Annotated in this window: 14 protein-coding genes; 3 read left to right on the top strand and 11 right to left on the bottom strand. The window is 61.4% G+C overall.

Annotated features, from left to right (window positions below):
• Positions 1-80: 80 nt before the first annotated feature.
• A complete protein-coding gene (locus ACK509_RS12970; protein ID WP_410766960.1) occupies positions 81-926 on the top strand; it encodes a ubiquinol-cytochrome c reductase iron-sulfur subunit in 846 nt (281 codons plus the stop codon).
• A gap of 83 nt (positions 927-1,009) precedes the next feature.
• Here ACK509_RS12970 and ACK509_RS12965 read toward each other — a convergent pair whose 3' ends face one another.
• Genes ACK509_RS12965 through ACK509_RS12955 form a run of 3 tightly spaced genes read right to left on the bottom strand, consistent with a single transcriptional unit; the run spans position 1,010 to position 3,969 of the window.
• Entirely contained in the window at positions 1,010-1,273 is a 264-nt protein-coding gene (locus tag ACK509_RS12965) for a ubiquitin-like small modifier protein 1 (RefSeq protein WP_410766959.1), read from the bottom strand.
• Between the two features lie 22 nt (positions 1,274-1,295).
• Positions 1,296-2,708: a TrkA C-terminal domain-containing protein gene (locus ACK509_RS12960; protein ID WP_410766958.1), complete on the bottom strand. Its 1,413-nt coding sequence runs from the start codon at positions 2,706-2,708 to the stop codon at positions 1,296-1,298.
• Between the two features lie 55 nt (positions 2,709-2,763).
• Entirely contained in the window at positions 2,764-3,969 is a 1,206-nt protein-coding gene (locus tag ACK509_RS12955) for a potassium channel family protein (RefSeq protein ID WP_410766957.1), read from the bottom strand.
• A 115-nt stretch (positions 3,970-4,084) separates the two neighbouring features.
• Here ACK509_RS12955 and ACK509_RS12950 point away from each other — a divergent pair, with 115 nt between their 5' ends.
• Entirely contained in the window at positions 4,085-5,302 is a 1,218-nt protein-coding gene (locus ACK509_RS12950; RefSeq protein ID WP_410766956.1) for an NAD-binding protein, read from the top strand.
• An 11-nt stretch (positions 5,303-5,313) separates the two neighbouring features.
• Here ACK509_RS12950 and ACK509_RS12945 read toward each other — a convergent pair whose 3' ends face one another.
• The 5 genes from ACK509_RS12945 to ACK509_RS12925 form a co-directional block, all read right to left on the bottom strand.
• Positions 5,314-6,774, bottom strand: coding sequence for an HPP family protein (locus tag ACK509_RS12945; RefSeq protein ID WP_410766955.1), 1,461 nt, complete (start codon positions 6,772-6,774; stop codon positions 5,314-5,316).
• Positions 6,775-6,781: 7 nt separating this feature from the next.
• A complete protein-coding gene (locus ACK509_RS12940) occupies positions 6,782-7,510 on the bottom strand; it encodes a nucleoside phosphorylase (protein ID WP_410766954.1) in 729 nt (242 codons plus the stop codon).
• Positions 7,511-7,626: 116 nt separating this feature from the next.
• Positions 7,627-8,151: a hypothetical protein gene (locus ACK509_RS12935; protein ID WP_410766953.1), complete on the bottom strand. Its 525-nt coding sequence runs from the start codon at positions 8,149-8,151 to the stop codon at positions 7,627-7,629.
• A 57-nt stretch (positions 8,152-8,208) separates the two neighbouring features.
• On the bottom strand, positions 8,209-9,099 hold the full coding sequence (locus tag ACK509_RS12930) for a carbohydrate kinase family protein (RefSeq protein ID WP_410766952.1): 891 nt from the start codon (positions 9,097-9,099) through the stop codon (positions 8,209-8,211).
• 79 nt (positions 9,100-9,178) lie between these two features.
• Complete coding sequence (locus ACK509_RS12925) at positions 9,179-9,991, bottom strand: DUF63 family protein (RefSeq protein ID WP_410766951.1); 813 nt, start codon at positions 9,989-9,991, stop codon at positions 9,179-9,181.
• 65 nt (positions 9,992-10,056) lie between these two features.
• Here ACK509_RS12925 and deoC point away from each other — a divergent pair, with 65 nt between their 5' ends.
• A complete protein-coding gene (gene deoC / locus ACK509_RS12920) occupies positions 10,057-10,695 on the top strand; it encodes a deoxyribose-phosphate aldolase (RefSeq protein ID WP_410766950.1) in 639 nt (212 codons plus the stop codon).
• Positions 10,696-10,719: 24 nt separating this feature from the next.
• Here deoC and ACK509_RS12915 read toward each other — a convergent pair whose 3' ends face one another.
• From ACK509_RS12915 to ACK509_RS12905, 3 genes are all read right to left on the bottom strand, one after another.
• On the bottom strand, positions 10,720-11,940 hold the full coding sequence (locus ACK509_RS12915) for a PQQ-binding-like beta-propeller repeat protein (protein WP_410767261.1): 1,221 nt from the start codon (positions 11,938-11,940) through the stop codon (positions 10,720-10,722).
• 146 nt (positions 11,941-12,086) lie between these two features.
• On the bottom strand, positions 12,087-12,476 hold the full coding sequence (locus ACK509_RS12910; protein WP_410766949.1) for a DUF5518 domain-containing protein: 390 nt from the start codon (positions 12,474-12,476) through the stop codon (positions 12,087-12,089).
• Positions 12,477-12,621: 145 nt separating this feature from the next.
• On the bottom strand, positions 12,622-13,872 hold the full coding sequence (locus ACK509_RS12905; protein ID WP_410766948.1) for a PQQ-binding-like beta-propeller repeat protein: 1,251 nt from the start codon (positions 13,870-13,872) through the stop codon (positions 12,622-12,624).
• Between the last annotated feature and the right edge of the window lie 52 nt (positions 13,873-13,924).

The raw sequence follows: 13,924 nt of genomic DNA, 5'->3' as shown, positions 1-13,924 counted from the left end.
GCCGACAGCGACCACGGTGTTGTTACATTCCCACACGGGGGATTCGTCACGCTTTTACTGGCCCACTCGAAGTTCTGAATATGAGCGATAGCGACAAGTACCCCAGCGACTCAGGTCGCCGTCGGTTCGTCAAAGGCGTCGTTGGGGGAGCGGCGCTCGCGGGCGTGGGAACGACTGGCGCGGCCGCAATCAACACCGCAACCACCTCGCCCGGTGCGGGTGGCGGTGCAACGCAAGCGTACGCCATCGAGAACATCGGCGGGCCTGCCCCGCGCGGGATGCCGCAGATTCCAATCGAAATCGATTCGGAAGGCTTCATCAAGGGCGTGTGGCCCGAAGTGACGACCGAAAATCAAGGTGGTATCGAAGTCACCGTTGCGAGTACTGACGACTACAAAGGAACCGGTGTCACCTACTCTTCCGAGTGGTTCCAGTACTGTGGTGTCGAGTCCTACGAAGGTATCCAGCCTGACTACGAGTCTGATAACTACTTCATCTCGGACTCCGGTGCCTACGAGTGGCAATCTGAAACCTACAGCGCGGGTGACCGTCTGAACGTCAACGACTTCGCCGATTACGAAGAGTGGGGCAACGGTATCGGACGCGCAGGCATCGGGATGCCCGCAACCGGTACGTGGCGCTCGCAGGACTCCGAAGACACGATTCCGATTCAGGTGATTCGGTCGAGTCGAATCGAAGAAGCCGCCAAGGACAACGAATGGCTGGCCGCTTCGACCGACCAGGGCGTCATCGCGTGGCTCAACAAGTGTACCCACTTCTGCTGTGTCCCCGGCTACAAACAGGCCGCCGACGCCGCGAAGTTCGGTGCAGAAAACGACGTCTACTGTCAGTGCCACCAGTCCGTCTACGACCCATTCTCGGTCGTCCAGACGCTGTTCACCGCTCGCCCGCGGCCATCCGAATAACGTCTCTCTTTTCTACGTTTTACTGGTCGAGCATCGCTACTCGTCTTGGAAGTACGTGAGAATCCATCTCCAACGCTTTCGACTTAGCCGCCGCTCACTGGCGGGAACAGTGCGAGTTCGTCGCCCGTCTCTGCGGGCATCCCAAGCTCTGCGGGTTCGCCGTTTCGAAGCACGTTGATGTGGTCGTGCAGGCCGCCGTCGTCGGCGATGACTCGTGACTCGAGCGCCGGGTGCGCCTGAAACAGCGCATCGAGCGCCTCGCCAACGGTGGCGTTCGTCTGCACCTCTACCGACACCGTTCGCGCCTCGGCGACTTCCGCGAGGTCTGCGAACAATTTCCACTCCATGGACACTCTCCTCGTTCTGTGGTCATGAGGATTGCGCCCCCGCATCGAGTTCGTCTTCGGAGAGCGCGGTCCACTCAAGGCCGTCGCCATCGCCACCAGATTCGTCACCACCGTCAGTCTCAGCCATCGTCGCCCGTTGTTCGACTTTTCTGAGTACTTCTGGGCGAGCGACGACGTAGAGAACGTCACCGGCATCGAGTTGGCGAGCGTGACTCGGAATCGCATCGACCGGGTTGTGCGCGGCACGAATCGCAACCACGGTTGCGCCAACGTCCGAGACGGGTCGACCATCGAGTTCTGCGCCCTCGGCAACCGTGATGACGCCCATCGTCTCGTCGGCGTTTCGGAGGAGCGATGCAAACTCACGGTCGATGTGTGGTTCCGACGGGAGCGTGACCAGTCGATACGTCTCGTCTGCCGAGAGTGCCGCTGCATCGTCGGCATCGAGTGCGATTGTGGCGGTGTCGTTGGCGATGCCTCGAAGTTCACCAAAGGCAACCCGCTTCGGCGACTGGGGTGTTGGTGGTTTTTCGGTCGTCTCTTCGTCTTGTCCCGTCGTTTCGGTGTTTCCGTTCGACGCCACCGACTGCTGTACTTCCGATTCGCCACCGTCTGTCGAGGTGGTGGTCTTCGGTATCGACCACACTTGCACCGGGTCACCCGCGGTGGCACCGGGTCCGGGGTCACCGTGAATCGGAACTGCGACGGTTCCGGGTGCGAGTGTCACGCCAATTCCGGCGACTCGACTCCCGAGTGCGAGATACGACACACGGTCATCGTCGTCGAACTCCACGTCTACGTGGCCGACGCCGTGGTCTTCTTTCAGTCTCGCGGCGAGTCGGTCACGGAGGTCATCCTGTGTCAAGCGACGTGGGAACAGGAGCGTCTTTCCCGCGAGTTGCGCTTTGACCGACTCCGAGACCGGGTCGTACGCTTCGATATCTTCGATTTCGTCTGGGAGCGTCAACGACGTCACGCGCCCGACGGTTCGAACGAGACGGCTCACTTCGGCGTCGAGTTCTTTCGCGCCAGCGACTGCGAACACGTCCGTCGCAATTCGGTCACCGACGAGGCGACCGACCGGTGAGATGAGCGCCGCACCGATGAGGACGCCCGCGTTGAACAGCACTGCCTCGGGTTCGAACACCGGACTGGCCGCCTCGCCGAGGACGTCAGCGAAGAGGCCGACGGTGTTGAGATAGAGGGCGACGATTGCAGAGCCAAACAGCACGGCGAGCGCCTGTGGAATCACCTCTTTGGTGAACCAACGATAGCCGAGCGCCGCGAGCGCGGACGTGAGAAACCCACCGACGAGAAGACCGATGAAGCGCAAGAAGAGACGAACGAGCGAGTCGTCTACTTGCGGGACCGACACTTGTACCTGCGAGACCGATACCTGCGACAGCAGGACTGACAGTGTAACTGGGTCGCTCACGCGACCACCTCCAGACCGTTCGTCTGGCGTAGTCGCGTTCGCCATCCACGATGGCTCACGCGACCACCTCCGTAAACCGGTCCAAATCACTTCTCGACCCGACGGCGAACACGGTGTCTCCCGCGCGAACGCGATGGTCACCACGGGGAGCGACTTTCCAACTCCCTTCGTGTCTGACGGCGAGAATCGCCACACCGTAGGTCTCTCGAACGTCTGATCCACCGAGCGTCACGTCGTCGAGTGCGCCATCCGCGGCAGGTGTCACGCGCGCAAATCGCTTTCCTGCGCGACGAAGGACCGAGAGCAGTTCGAACTCACGTCTGACCCCGCGCGAGCGGACTTCGAGGCGTCGAACGTCGCTTCCGAGGAGTGACTCGACTGCACCCCGGTCTACCGCGAGCGTGACGGTTCCGTCTCCACCTTCGGCCGTCGGCGCACGCGGTGTGATGACCGGTCTGTCGTCTTCCTCGTCTACCTCAGTGTCCGTCGATTCGGCCGAGGCAGTGATTCCAGCAACGGTCGCTTCGATTTTACTGTCGTCGGTCACGACGGTCACTTCGTCGCCCTGTGCGAGACCGGTCGGAACGAGTGTCGAGATGGCGACTGCGCGTGTTCCGGACTTCAGACGGCGCGAGACGCCACCGTTCGGTGGCGCAACAGAGACAGCCGCTTTCGCTTCTTCGTTGATATGGACTTCGACGGCCGCGAGGTGGAACTCACTCTGCAATCGGTCGGCAAATCGTGTCTCTAACTCTGGAATCGGGATATCTGCGGGGAACGTCCACTCTCCGTCACGAATCTTCGCCCGCAAATCAGGCGAAATCGGTGGGTATCCCTCTACGTCGCCAACGTCGCCCGTGACGGTAACGCTGACCTGTCCGCGTCCGCCGACGAGTTCGACCACGTCGGTTGAGAGGGTTCGCTCGGTGAGTTTTCGAAGCGAGACCTTCCGTGGGATTTCGGTCGCAAAGGTATCGCCTCGATTGTGCGCATACAGCGATACCATCAGGACGACGAGGAGTGCAACGGTGAGTCGAACTTGGTTCTCGGACTGGGTGAGACTCGGGTCAGCCAGCGCCATGAGCCCGCCGCTCGCGCCCGCGATGGCGACGCTGAGGACGACGACCGCGAGACCGGGAACGGTGATTCCCGTGATATAGCGAAACCCGAACCCGAGTGACCACGCGACGAGCGCGGGCACCAACCCGGTTAAGACGCCGAAGTAGAGACCATAGACGACTTCGACGGGAAGTGAAGCCATAGCCGGGTTCACTCGCTGGCCGACTAAATGTGTACCGGGGGGTGTGCGAACAACTGTCATGCTTACGAGCCCAGACCAATCCACTTTTTTCGTGTGACTACGTGGACTTGGTGATATGGTGTCGGTACGTGACTGGTTCGGTGCGCGGATGACCATCGGCGTCGTCTTTCTCGCCGCGGTCTTCTCGACGGGTATCGGACTGGTGAACATCAGCGTCCCCGTGTCCGGAGGCGTACTCGGGGCGTACATCCCCGAATCGGTTCGCCTGCTCGCCGGGTTCACCGGGACGCTGACCGGCTTTCTGTTGCTCGCAAATAGCTTCGGCCTTCGGCGCCGACTTCGGTCGGCCTGGTATCTCGCACTCGTCTTACTTCCTGTCTCGGCGTTACAGGGATTGATTCAAGGCTCTGTGGGTGCGGTGCTGCTCGTCGGTCTTTCGGTCATTGGACTCGCCCTTCTCGTCCTCAACCGCGGCGTCTTCGACCGGGCTATCGACCTCACAGTGACGCAACTGTCTGCACTGCTCGCCATCGTTGGGTCGCTGTCGTACGCGACGGCAGGGTCCTACGCCCTCAGAGAGCAGTTCAACGGCATCGAAACACCATTCGACGCGCTCTATTTCGCGCTCGTCACTGGCAGTACCGTCGGCTACGGCGACATCACTCCTGATACGGCGATTGCCAAGCTATTCGGTCTCTCGGCGCTTCTGGTCACCGTTGCAAGTTTCGCGGTCGCCCTCGGTGTCCTTCTCACACCCGCTATCGAAGCACGACTCTCCAAAGCACTCGGACGAATGACTGACACACAACTCGACATCCTCGAAAACCACGTTCTCATCCTCGGACACGGAGAACTGACCGAACCGATTCTCGAAGAACTCGAAGACCGGGCAGATGTACTCATCATCACACCCGAGACGGCACGCGCCCAGCGACTCACCGAACGCGGCTACGATGTGCTGACGGCAGACCCGAGCGGCGAAGACTCACTCGAACGCGCTCGCGTTCAGACCGCTCGTGCCGTCATCGTGGCCACGAACAACGATGCCGAAGACGCGCTCGCCATCCTGACCGCACGCCAACTCAACCCGGACATCCACATCGTCGCCGCCGCGACGCACCGCGAAAACGAGAACAAACTCCGGCGCGCCGGTGCGAACACAGTCATCAGTCCTGCCGCGCTCGGCGGCCACTTCCTCGCCGAATCTGCTATCGGCGGCAGCGGCCTCGAAGGACTCGAAGCGAAACTCCTCGACGAGGAACCAGAGAAAGTGATGGAACAGGCCGGTGTGGACCCAGACGAACAGTTCGACGACAGCACGCTCGACGACTGAGCGACGACCGCCTAGTTCGAGTGGCCGCGGTCGAAGACGGCCACGTCGCAGTCGATTTCTTTGATTCGCTCGAACGTCGGCGGCGAGATGAATCGCGAGGCCGCCGACCGTTCGCCACTAGACCCGAGTACGACGAGGTCGTACGTTTGTGCGTTCGCAGAGAGGAAGTTCGTCACGGGTGCGCGTGCGACTCGGGTTTCGATGTTGCCATCGGCAGTCTCGACGAGGTTTGCGAGTTTCGTCTCGGCACTCCGGCGTTCGACTTCTGAGGCGATGCACGTCGTGACGCTCACACTCCCGGTCTTTCCGGCCAAGCGCGTCCCAAAATCGACCATCGCGTGTGCAGTGTCGCCGGGGCGGGCGACGAGGACGAGTACCCGTCGCCACTTTTCACGGTCCTCGACCGACCGAAATGCGACCGTGTCGTACTCGCCACCGAAGAGGCCGCGAATATAGTCAGAGAGAAACCCTCTATCCTCTTCGTACGGACACGCCACGAGGTCGCAGTTGGTCCCTTTCGCGGTCTCGAGTGTCGTCGGCAGTGGTTCGCCGCGAGCGACGACGACTTCGACCGGGACGCCGATTCGCGTTCGAATCTGATGTGCCACCGTGTTCAAGCGTTCAACCGCGGCGTCGGCAGTTGGGTTTCCGGTGCTTTCGGTCGCAGGTTCGTCCGGAAGTCTATGCACTTCTTCGCTGGGGTCGATTGGTCGTGCGCCTTCAGTCTCGCGTGGCTCGAGTACGTCGAGGAGGACGACTTTTCCAGCCGTGTGGGCGGCCGCGAGCCGGGCCGCAAAGAAGGCAGTCCGGCGGGAGGTATCGCCCCGCATCGGCACGAGTACGTGGTCGTCACCGCGGACGGTCTCGTAGAGGTACTCTGCCCGTCGTTCGTAGAACTCGTCGCGCCACACCCAGAAGAACAGGGCGATGACAACGCTGGCGAAGAAGATACTCACCACGTACTCGACGGGTTCGACATCACCCGTCACCAGCGTCAGCAGTGCGGTCGAAAACGCCGAGGGCGCTTCCACGTCCAGTGCCCAGGTCGCCGCTCCGGCGAGGAGAATTGCGAGTGCGGCAGATGTGGGATGGACAATGACCGTCTCCGTGGGCGCGTAGGCCCACTGGGTGAACGCGAAGGCGACGAGTCCACACAGTGCGCCGACGGTGAGTGCGACGACGAACCGAACCGGCGATGCATAGCGACCTTCTGGGTCGGCAAAGAGCGTGTACGTCCCCGCCGCGAGCGGTGGAAACAACAGGAACGACAGTTCGGTAATCGCGTTCGAGACGAACGTCACCACCCCGATGAGGAGCGGAATGACGAGCAGACTCGTCAGGTGAAGGAGGTTGTTCGTGTTCTCTATCCAGCGTCGAAACGCCGACAGTTCCCGTCGCTCTGCCCGTCGAATTCGGGTGCGAAGCGATTTCGCGCGAGCGATGAGTTTCACGGGAATGCGGCGCAGACGCATCGCGGAGTTAGTTCAGGTCGGCGACGGCGTCGAGCGAGATTTTGATGGCGCGCTCGACGTTGTTCTTCGCCTTCTCTGGGAGTTCTTCGTCGGAGTCAGCACCCTTCTGCGTGCCAGCGACGAGGTTGCCATCGACGGTGCAGATGGCACCGGCGCGGAGGCCCTTGCGGCGAGCGAGCGAGAACACCGTCGCAGCCTCCATCTCGATAGCGAGCAGTCCGGCGTCGTTCCAGTCTTTGACGTACTCGTCGGACTCGTTGTAGAACGCGTCGTCGGAGACGATAGGGCCGACGTGTACGTCTTCGTCGTTGGCTTCCGCCGCGTCAACGAGCGAGGTGAGGACGTTGTAGTCCGGGACAGCAGGATAGACTTCGGACTCGTAGCGCTTCGAGGTTCCTTCCTCTTTGGCCGCGCCGGTTGCGACAATCATGTCGCCGATTTCGATGTCCGCTTGGAGTGCGCCGATGGTGCCGACGCGAATGAACGTCTCGACGCCGACCCGAGCGAGTTCTTCGAGCGCGATAGCGGCCGACGGACAGCCGATACCTGTCGAAGAGATAGTGAGTGGGACGCCCTCGTACTCCGCGTTGACGATTTTGTACTCGCGGTTTTCTGCGACTTCTTCGACGTTCTCACACTGCTTGGCGATGCGGTCCACACGACCCGGGTCGCCGGGGATGAGCGCAATGTCGTTTACGTCGCCTTCTTCAACGAGGAGATGGGGCTGTTTCGCCATAGTCGAACGTCTCGTGTCGCGGTGAAAAACGACGCGGTTCGATGGGTTCGGGTGTTACAGAATTGGTGTGTATTCTCGACGCATCCTACCTGACGGGTCACTCTTGCGTACGACGGTCAGGCGATGCCCGCGAACACCGCTGGAGCGAGCAGAAACATCGTTACGCCGAAGACGAGCGACGAGCGAAGCCACTGGCCTCTAACGGCAGTCGCCCGCTCCTCGTAGATACTGCGCCCAGCACGAGGCAAGACGAGGTGGGCAAACAGCAGGTAAATCCACACCATCACGAACAGCGACGAGATGATGTGTGGGAGCGCGTCGGTGCCGAACAGGGGCAACTCTGGAAGAACCCAATCGCTCAGGAGGAAGACAAACGCATACAGTATCCCGGCCATGGCTCCGGCGAGGTGGTGGACGACGTTCGCGTCGATGAAACTCACCTCGTCGGGGCGTGCTCTCCGAAATACCGATGCGGCGATATACGCGGGCGTAAAGCCCTCGTCTTGGCGCCACATCGGGATGTCCATCACCACCGCGGCCGCGACCCCGACGAGTGCGCCGAGTACGACCTTCATGGTGAAAGTCGCCCCCGTTGCAAGCGCCCCGAGTGCGACAACTCCCAAACCCACCAGCGTCAGCATTGTTCCGACGAAAGCAGGGAGGGACTAAAATGTGTGGGGTCGAACTGACCCACTCGACTACGTCGCTTCGAGCAAGTCATCGAGCCGTCGCCAACTGAGTTGCGTTCGTGCGCCGGGTTCGGCAGCAGTGAGCGCGCCGCAGGCGTTTGCAACTGCCAATGCTCGCTCGTAGGTCGCTCCATCGAGCCGTGCCGCGATGAATCCGGAAGCGAATGCGTCACCTGCGCCGGTCGTATCGACGGCATCGACCGGATAGCCGGGGTGGGCGTACTGGTCGTCTCCGTCCCGAACTTCCGCACCCTTTGGCCCGTGTTTGAGGACGAGTGTCGTCTCGTTCAGTGCGTCGCTGATATCGCCGTTCCCTGCGGCCTCGTCGAGTGCGGTTGCCGCTTCACGGTCGTTGAGAAAGACGAAATCGACGTTTCGAATCGCATCGGCGTAGCCGCGGTCACCGATTCGTCGGCCAGGGTCGAAACTGACGGTCGTTCCCGAATTGGAGGCGCGCGACGCGAGAAGCGCCGCCGTCTCGGGAGATTGGCTCGTCAAATGTAGATGGTCGGCCTCGGCGAGCGCACTCTTCGGCAAGTCGTCGGCGCGGAAGGATTCGTTCACGCCCGGCGACCCGAGGACGAACACGTCGCCCGCGGCATCGACGACGATGTACTTGACCGTCGTCGGGCCAGTATCGACGTTCATCACGTAGCGGCAATCGACGCCCTTCGAGGCCAATTCGGCGACTGCCCCACGCCCGTGGCTATCGTTTCCGACGCTTCCGAGCAGTGCTGCGGGAACGTCTAATCCGGTGAGTCCACTGGCGACATTGGCGGCGCTTCCACCGCCCGCTCCGACGCGGGATTTGACTGTCGCTTCGCCATCTGGGTCGGGAAGTGAATCGACGCGAAGCGTCACGTCCCAGTTGACGTGACCGGCGCAGATAACTCGGGACATGCGTCCGTAAGTGTCGGATGGGCGCGCAGATAACTCCACGGGTCTCTTTCACAATCCAGCAGTAGGCTGTCGAACCCCGTCAGACGCCCGAGACGGCGAACAAGAGCAAGTTGTGGACGCCCGGGCCGAGGCCGACGGCGGCGACGAATCCGAGAAGGAGCGAGCCTTCGGTCGGTTCTTCGCGCACGTAATCGGCGAGAAAGACGACGACGAGGCTGGCGATGGCGATTTTCACGAGGACGAAGAACCACCCGACGCCGAGAACGTCGGCCGTCGGGAGCGCCGCGCCAACGTCGAGGATGACCTGTGAGAGCGGCGTTCGCTCGCCGAAGCCGAGAACGTCGATGCCGACAGCGGTCGAAACGGCGTCGAGGGTGTGGCCGAAGAGTGCGAGTACACCTAACGGCCCGGCCACGCTCACCTCGGGGTCGATTCGCTGAAGTACCACCCACGCGACGGGCGCGAGGACGACGGAGACGGCGAATCCGACTGCTGGCCAAAAGATGGCGAGCGTTCCGGCTTGGAAGCCCGCAACGAGGGTGACGGCGACGAGCAGGCCCGCGAGCGCGACGCCGAGTATCGCCAGCAAACGAGCCGAGAAGGCACCGACAGCGTCGAGGCCGAGCCACGTCACTCCGGCGAGAACAGCAACAGAGAGATACACCGCGGGTGTCCCGGCGAATGGCCTGATAAGGGGTGGGAGAAGCCCGGTCACGTACTGAACGTGAAGTGCAGAACCGGCGACCATCCACGGGACGAGCGCGAGGACGTGGTCGGCCGAAACGTCCGGGCGGCGACGGCTGAACCCGACACCGACGCCGACGAGTCCGGCGACGAGGACGAACAAGTAGGGAAGCGGCGGAAGCGCGAATCCTTCGGGGAGGATGGCCATGCAGGAGGCGCGGCCGGGCACAGTGAAAGCCTTACGTTCTTTAGCCCGCCCGGATTTGAACCGGTATGAACCAATCTGACCTCGCCGCCCGTATCGACCACACCGTTCTCGGACCCGAGACGACGATGGCCGACGTCGAAGCCGTCCTCGACGAATCCGACGAGTGGGGCATGAACGCCTGTATTCCGCCGTGTTTCGTCGAAGAAGCGTCCGAGTATGCACCTGAGGTCATCCTCGCAACCGTCATCGGCTTCCCACACGGCCAGAACACCACGGCCGCAAAGCGCGAAGAAGCAGTCGATGCGTGGCGAGCAGGCGCGGACGAACTGGACATGGTCATCAACATCGGTCGTCTCAAAGCAGGTGAAGACGAACTTCTGACAGAGGACATCTCCGAAGTCGTCGCTGCCGTGCCGATTCCCGTGAAGGTCATCATCGAGACGGCACTGCTCACAGAAGAAGAAAAACACCGCGCCTGCGAGGCGGCCGCCGAAGCCGACGCCGCGTTCGTCAAGACCTCGACTGGGTTCGCCGACGGTGGCGCGACTATCGAAGACGTGGAACTGATGGCCGAGTACCTGCCCGTCAAAGCCTCCGGCGGCGTCGGTTCCTACGAAGACGCCGTGGCGATGTTCGAAGCCGGTGCCGAGCGTATCGGTGCCTCCTCGGGTGTCGAAATCGTCTCGGGCGCACCTGAAGAATAACCGGTCTGAATTCGTCGGTCCTCGCTATTCTGCGCGAAGCGCGACGAGTCGTGCTGACTCGTTTTTATCACCTGATTCGACCACGAAGAGCGCATCGTGGGCGGGTGTCGGGCCAGTCTCCGCACCACCATCGAGAGCGTAGCGCCAGCGACGTACACCGAACCGAAGGCTATCGACGCCGACGCCGCCCGAACGGTCGAAGGCGATGACGCCGCCGTCTTCGCTCGTCTCGGAGACGAAAATCGTGTCGCCAGCACCGGCGGGCGGGGCGAAGAAGTCGCCCTCGGCAAACCACGAGTCCTCACCCGTCCGTTCGTTGTAGGCATGGAGTCCGAGACCATCGGTTGCAAAAACACGCTTCGGGCCGACGACGACGGATTTGTGAGGGGATGGTTCTTCTTGATGCCACCGAACCGCTCCCGCATGGAGGCCCTCTTCGAGACGAGCGACGCCGCCACCGAACGCCCCGGCAAACACGTCTCCGGCCCTGCCCGCAGAGAGTGCTTGAATTCCGCCGGGGAGTTTCGTCCGCCAGAGGCCAGTTGGCTCTTGGTCGGGGCCTTCATCGAGGAACATGCTGACTTCGCCACCTTCGGTACCCACGGCGAACGCGCTGTGGTTGCCTGCTAACGCACGGATTGGACCGAACACGCGGGTCTTCCAGTCGATTCTCCCGTCAGTGGTGCGAATTCGAAAGATGTAGCCATCTGTGTCGGCGGCGAACAGATGGTCCGAATCGGGGGCAGATTTAATAATCGGTGCCCACACGCCCGATTCGGTCGGTGCGTGCCACACTTCTTCGCCGTCGTGTGACAGCGCGAGGACGCCGGGTCGAGTCCCTGTTTGTCCGATGTAGACGTGGTCGCTATCGACGGTCAGCGGCGAACGAAATCCGTAGTCAATTTCGGTTTCGAAGGCCCACAACTCGGTTCCGTCTTCCACGTCGAACGCACGGATTCGCCGGTCACTTGCGTAGTAGACTGTCTGCCCGTGGACAATCGGTCTTCCCCTCGAAAAGCCGGTGACTTCGACGCCCCACGACTCACTCGGTTTCGACCGTGGACCAACCAATGCAGGGTTGTAGCTCGTCCCCTTGGCGGAAAAATGAGGATATGGCCAATCTTGTGGGCCTGCCTCGCTGTTGCCCCGCGGTTTACTGACACACCCGGCTACACCGGCGAGCATACCTGAACCGAGTGTTTTGAGGAGGACACGCCGCCGAAGCGAATTCGATGCAGCGGCCATCCGAGAGCCTGACCGCTGGCTGGGTGAACCGTCTTGGGAGGGCATTTATTGGCGATTCTCAATCGGGTGACAAGTACCTTGTCGTTACCACGGAGCAGTCGCTCGGTGGCGGTGACAAAATCGGAAGGTCAGGAGGAACGAGACGTTTAAGCCACGGGTCTGCTGCGCCGGGCTTCGGAGCGGTCGTGGAGCATGCTTCCGAGTGCGCCACCGACGACACCGGGAATACCGGCGAGGGCGATGACGACGATCGAGGCGGCGAGTGTCGTCAGGCCGAAGAACACGCCTGTGAACAGGACGTTGAACACGACGAGACCGATGGCGACGATAATCGCACCGAGCATCGTTGCGACGAGGCCGTTAATCGCACCGTCTGCCATGCCTGTTGCAACCATATATCCAGCCACGAGGCCACCGAGAACGCCAACGAGGGCGTATCCGAGGACCGGGAGGGTGAGGTTCGTGAATGGAATGGTGAGTCCGCTAATTATCCCGAGAAGGATTGTAGCACCGAAACCGTATGCTATTGCACGCATGTTAAGCTCCATAGCAATTCTATATTCGCTTTATAAGGTGATGAATTATATTCGTGAAAAAGAGTACAATACGCCCGCCGAGAGCGTCCTTATATTCGTTTTATCCGGTTTTCAGACCAATTAGATTCCAATTCAAGTATCCGTGTCACTCCGGAGTTTCGATTGCTGAGTCTGCAACGACGGTCAAACCGACACCCGCCCCGTCGCGCATGACCGGACAGAACACCCGCCGGTCGGTGGAGGCGAGCGAGTTGCCGACGTAGGTGCCGAGCGAGAGCGACCAGCGTTTCTGTTCGTCGAATAAACCGCCGCCGGTTCGGTCAAGTGCGGCCAATTCTCCCTTGCTCGTGCCGACGTACACCGTGTCGTCAACAACCGCCGCTGCCGAGACGGTTCCCGATTCAATCGAGTACTTCCACTGTTGTTCGCCGGTTTCTGCGTCGAGGACGCGGAGATTCCCGTTCGAGGCGTAGATTCGCTCGCCGTCGAAGGCGAGCCGGTACCGTACGCCAGTGTCGTCCTCCCAGACGAGACGTCCGGTTTTTCGGTCGAACGCGGCGATTCGGTCCCGTCCGGCAACATAGACTCGCTCTTCGCCGACGACAGGCGCGACCGGTCCAATCGTTTCCAGCGCCGCCTCCCAGATTCCGGTGCCATCCTCGGCGAGCGAGTAGAGTTTCTGTCCGGAAGTCACAGCGAACACCTGTCCGAGATTGATCGCGAGCGGTCCCACGACTTCGCCGAAGAGGTCACGAGTCCACAGTACGTCGGCGGAATCGACATCGACGGCGCAGAGTTGTTCGTCTCGAAGGCCGACGAACATCGTCTTTCGGTCGTTGGAGAAGGCAGGTGATGTGGTTGGAAAATCGGGAAGGCTGGCCGACCAGAACGTCTCACCAGTTTGGGCACGGACACCGCTGATATCCTTTGCATTCGGCCCATAGGTCGTCGCGTAGGCTGTGTCGTCGAGTACAGTCGGTGGTAGTTGGCCGGTGGCTGAACGTGCCCACTTCAGTTCCTTCGTCGTGTAATCGACGGCCCACACGGGGTTACCCGCCATGAACAGCACGTCGCCGGAGACGGTTGGTTCCCTCGGCGGCACGTCTGGGTGGGTGTTGGCCCCGGTCCACCTGTCAAAATCAATTTCGTACTCTACCACTGGCTCAGAAACGGCACGTCCCTCTCGAAGAAACGCCGTGTTCGCGTCGTCGTGGGCGTAACTCGGCCAGTCCACGTCGAAGCGGACGCCTTCGGGAAAGTCGTCGCCTGCTTGGCCGCCGCTTCTGGTTCTTCCAAGACACCCCGCGAGCGCGACGACACCGAGTCCGCCAGCACCAGCGAGAAACGCGCGACGATTGCACCGCCAATCTCGATTCCGAGACGAGGGAGAGGGCATTATCTGTGAAATTATCTTTGTGCTGACAAGTCTTTTTGGGCGAGAGACGACC

Origin of the sequence: Haloferax sp. DFSO60 (assembly GCF_046557615.1) — an archaeon.
In the GTDB taxonomy this organism is placed as follows: domain Archaea; phylum Halobacteriota; class Halobacteria; order Halobacteriales; family Haloferacaceae; genus Haloferax.
This window is presented reverse-complemented; position numbering and strand designations above follow the sequence as displayed.

What these genes read in the sequence shown, in the direction of transcription:
- deoC (WP_410766950.1), top strand. Translation starts at nt 10,057, where the DNA reads ATGAACCAATCTGACCTCGCCGCCCGTATCGACCACACCGTTCTCGGA.
- ACK509_RS12905 (WP_410766948.1), bottom strand. Translation starts at nt 13,872, where the DNA reads ATGCCCTCTCCCTCGTCTCGGAATCGAGATTGGCGGTGCAATCGTCGC.
- ACK509_RS12970 (WP_410766960.1), top strand. Translation starts at nt 81, where the DNA reads ATGAGCGATAGCGACAAGTACCCCAGCGACTCAGGTCGCCGTCGGTTC.
- ACK509_RS12950 (WP_410766956.1), top strand. Translation starts at nt 4,085, where the DNA reads ATGGTGTCGGTACGTGACTGGTTCGGTGCGCGGATGACCATCGGCGTC.
- ACK509_RS12940 (WP_410766954.1), bottom strand. Translation starts at nt 7,510, where the DNA reads ATGGCGAAACAGCCCCATCTCCTCGTTGAAGAAGGCGACGTAAACGAC.
- ACK509_RS12965 (WP_410766959.1), bottom strand. Translation starts at nt 1,273, where the DNA reads ATGGAGTGGAAATTGTTCGCAGACCTCGCGGAAGTCGCCGAGGCGCGA.
- ACK509_RS12945 (WP_410766955.1), bottom strand. Translation starts at nt 6,774, where the DNA reads ATGCGTCTGCGCCGCATTCCCGTGAAACTCATCGCTCGCGCGAAATCG.
- ACK509_RS12925 (WP_410766951.1), bottom strand. Translation starts at nt 9,991, where the DNA reads ATGGCCATCCTCCCCGAAGGATTCGCGCTTCCGCCGCTTCCCTACTTG.
- ACK509_RS12915 (WP_410767261.1), bottom strand. Translation starts at nt 11,940, where the DNA reads ATGGCCGCTGCATCGAATTCGCTTCGGCGGCGTGTCCTCCTCAAAACA.
- ACK509_RS12930 (WP_410766952.1), bottom strand. Translation starts at nt 9,099, where the DNA reads ATGTCCCGAGTTATCTGCGCCGGTCACGTCAACTGGGACGTGACGCTT.
- ACK509_RS12935 (WP_410766953.1), bottom strand. Translation starts at nt 8,151, where the DNA reads ATGCTGACGCTGGTGGGTTTGGGAGTTGTCGCACTCGGGGCGCTTGCA.
- ACK509_RS12910 (WP_410766949.1), bottom strand. Translation starts at nt 12,476, where the DNA reads ATGCGTGCAATAGCATACGGTTTCGGTGCTACAATCCTTCTCGGGATA.
- ACK509_RS12955 (WP_410766957.1), bottom strand. Translation starts at nt 3,969, where the DNA reads ATGGCTTCACTTCCCGTCGAAGTCGTCTATGGTCTCTACTTCGGCGTC.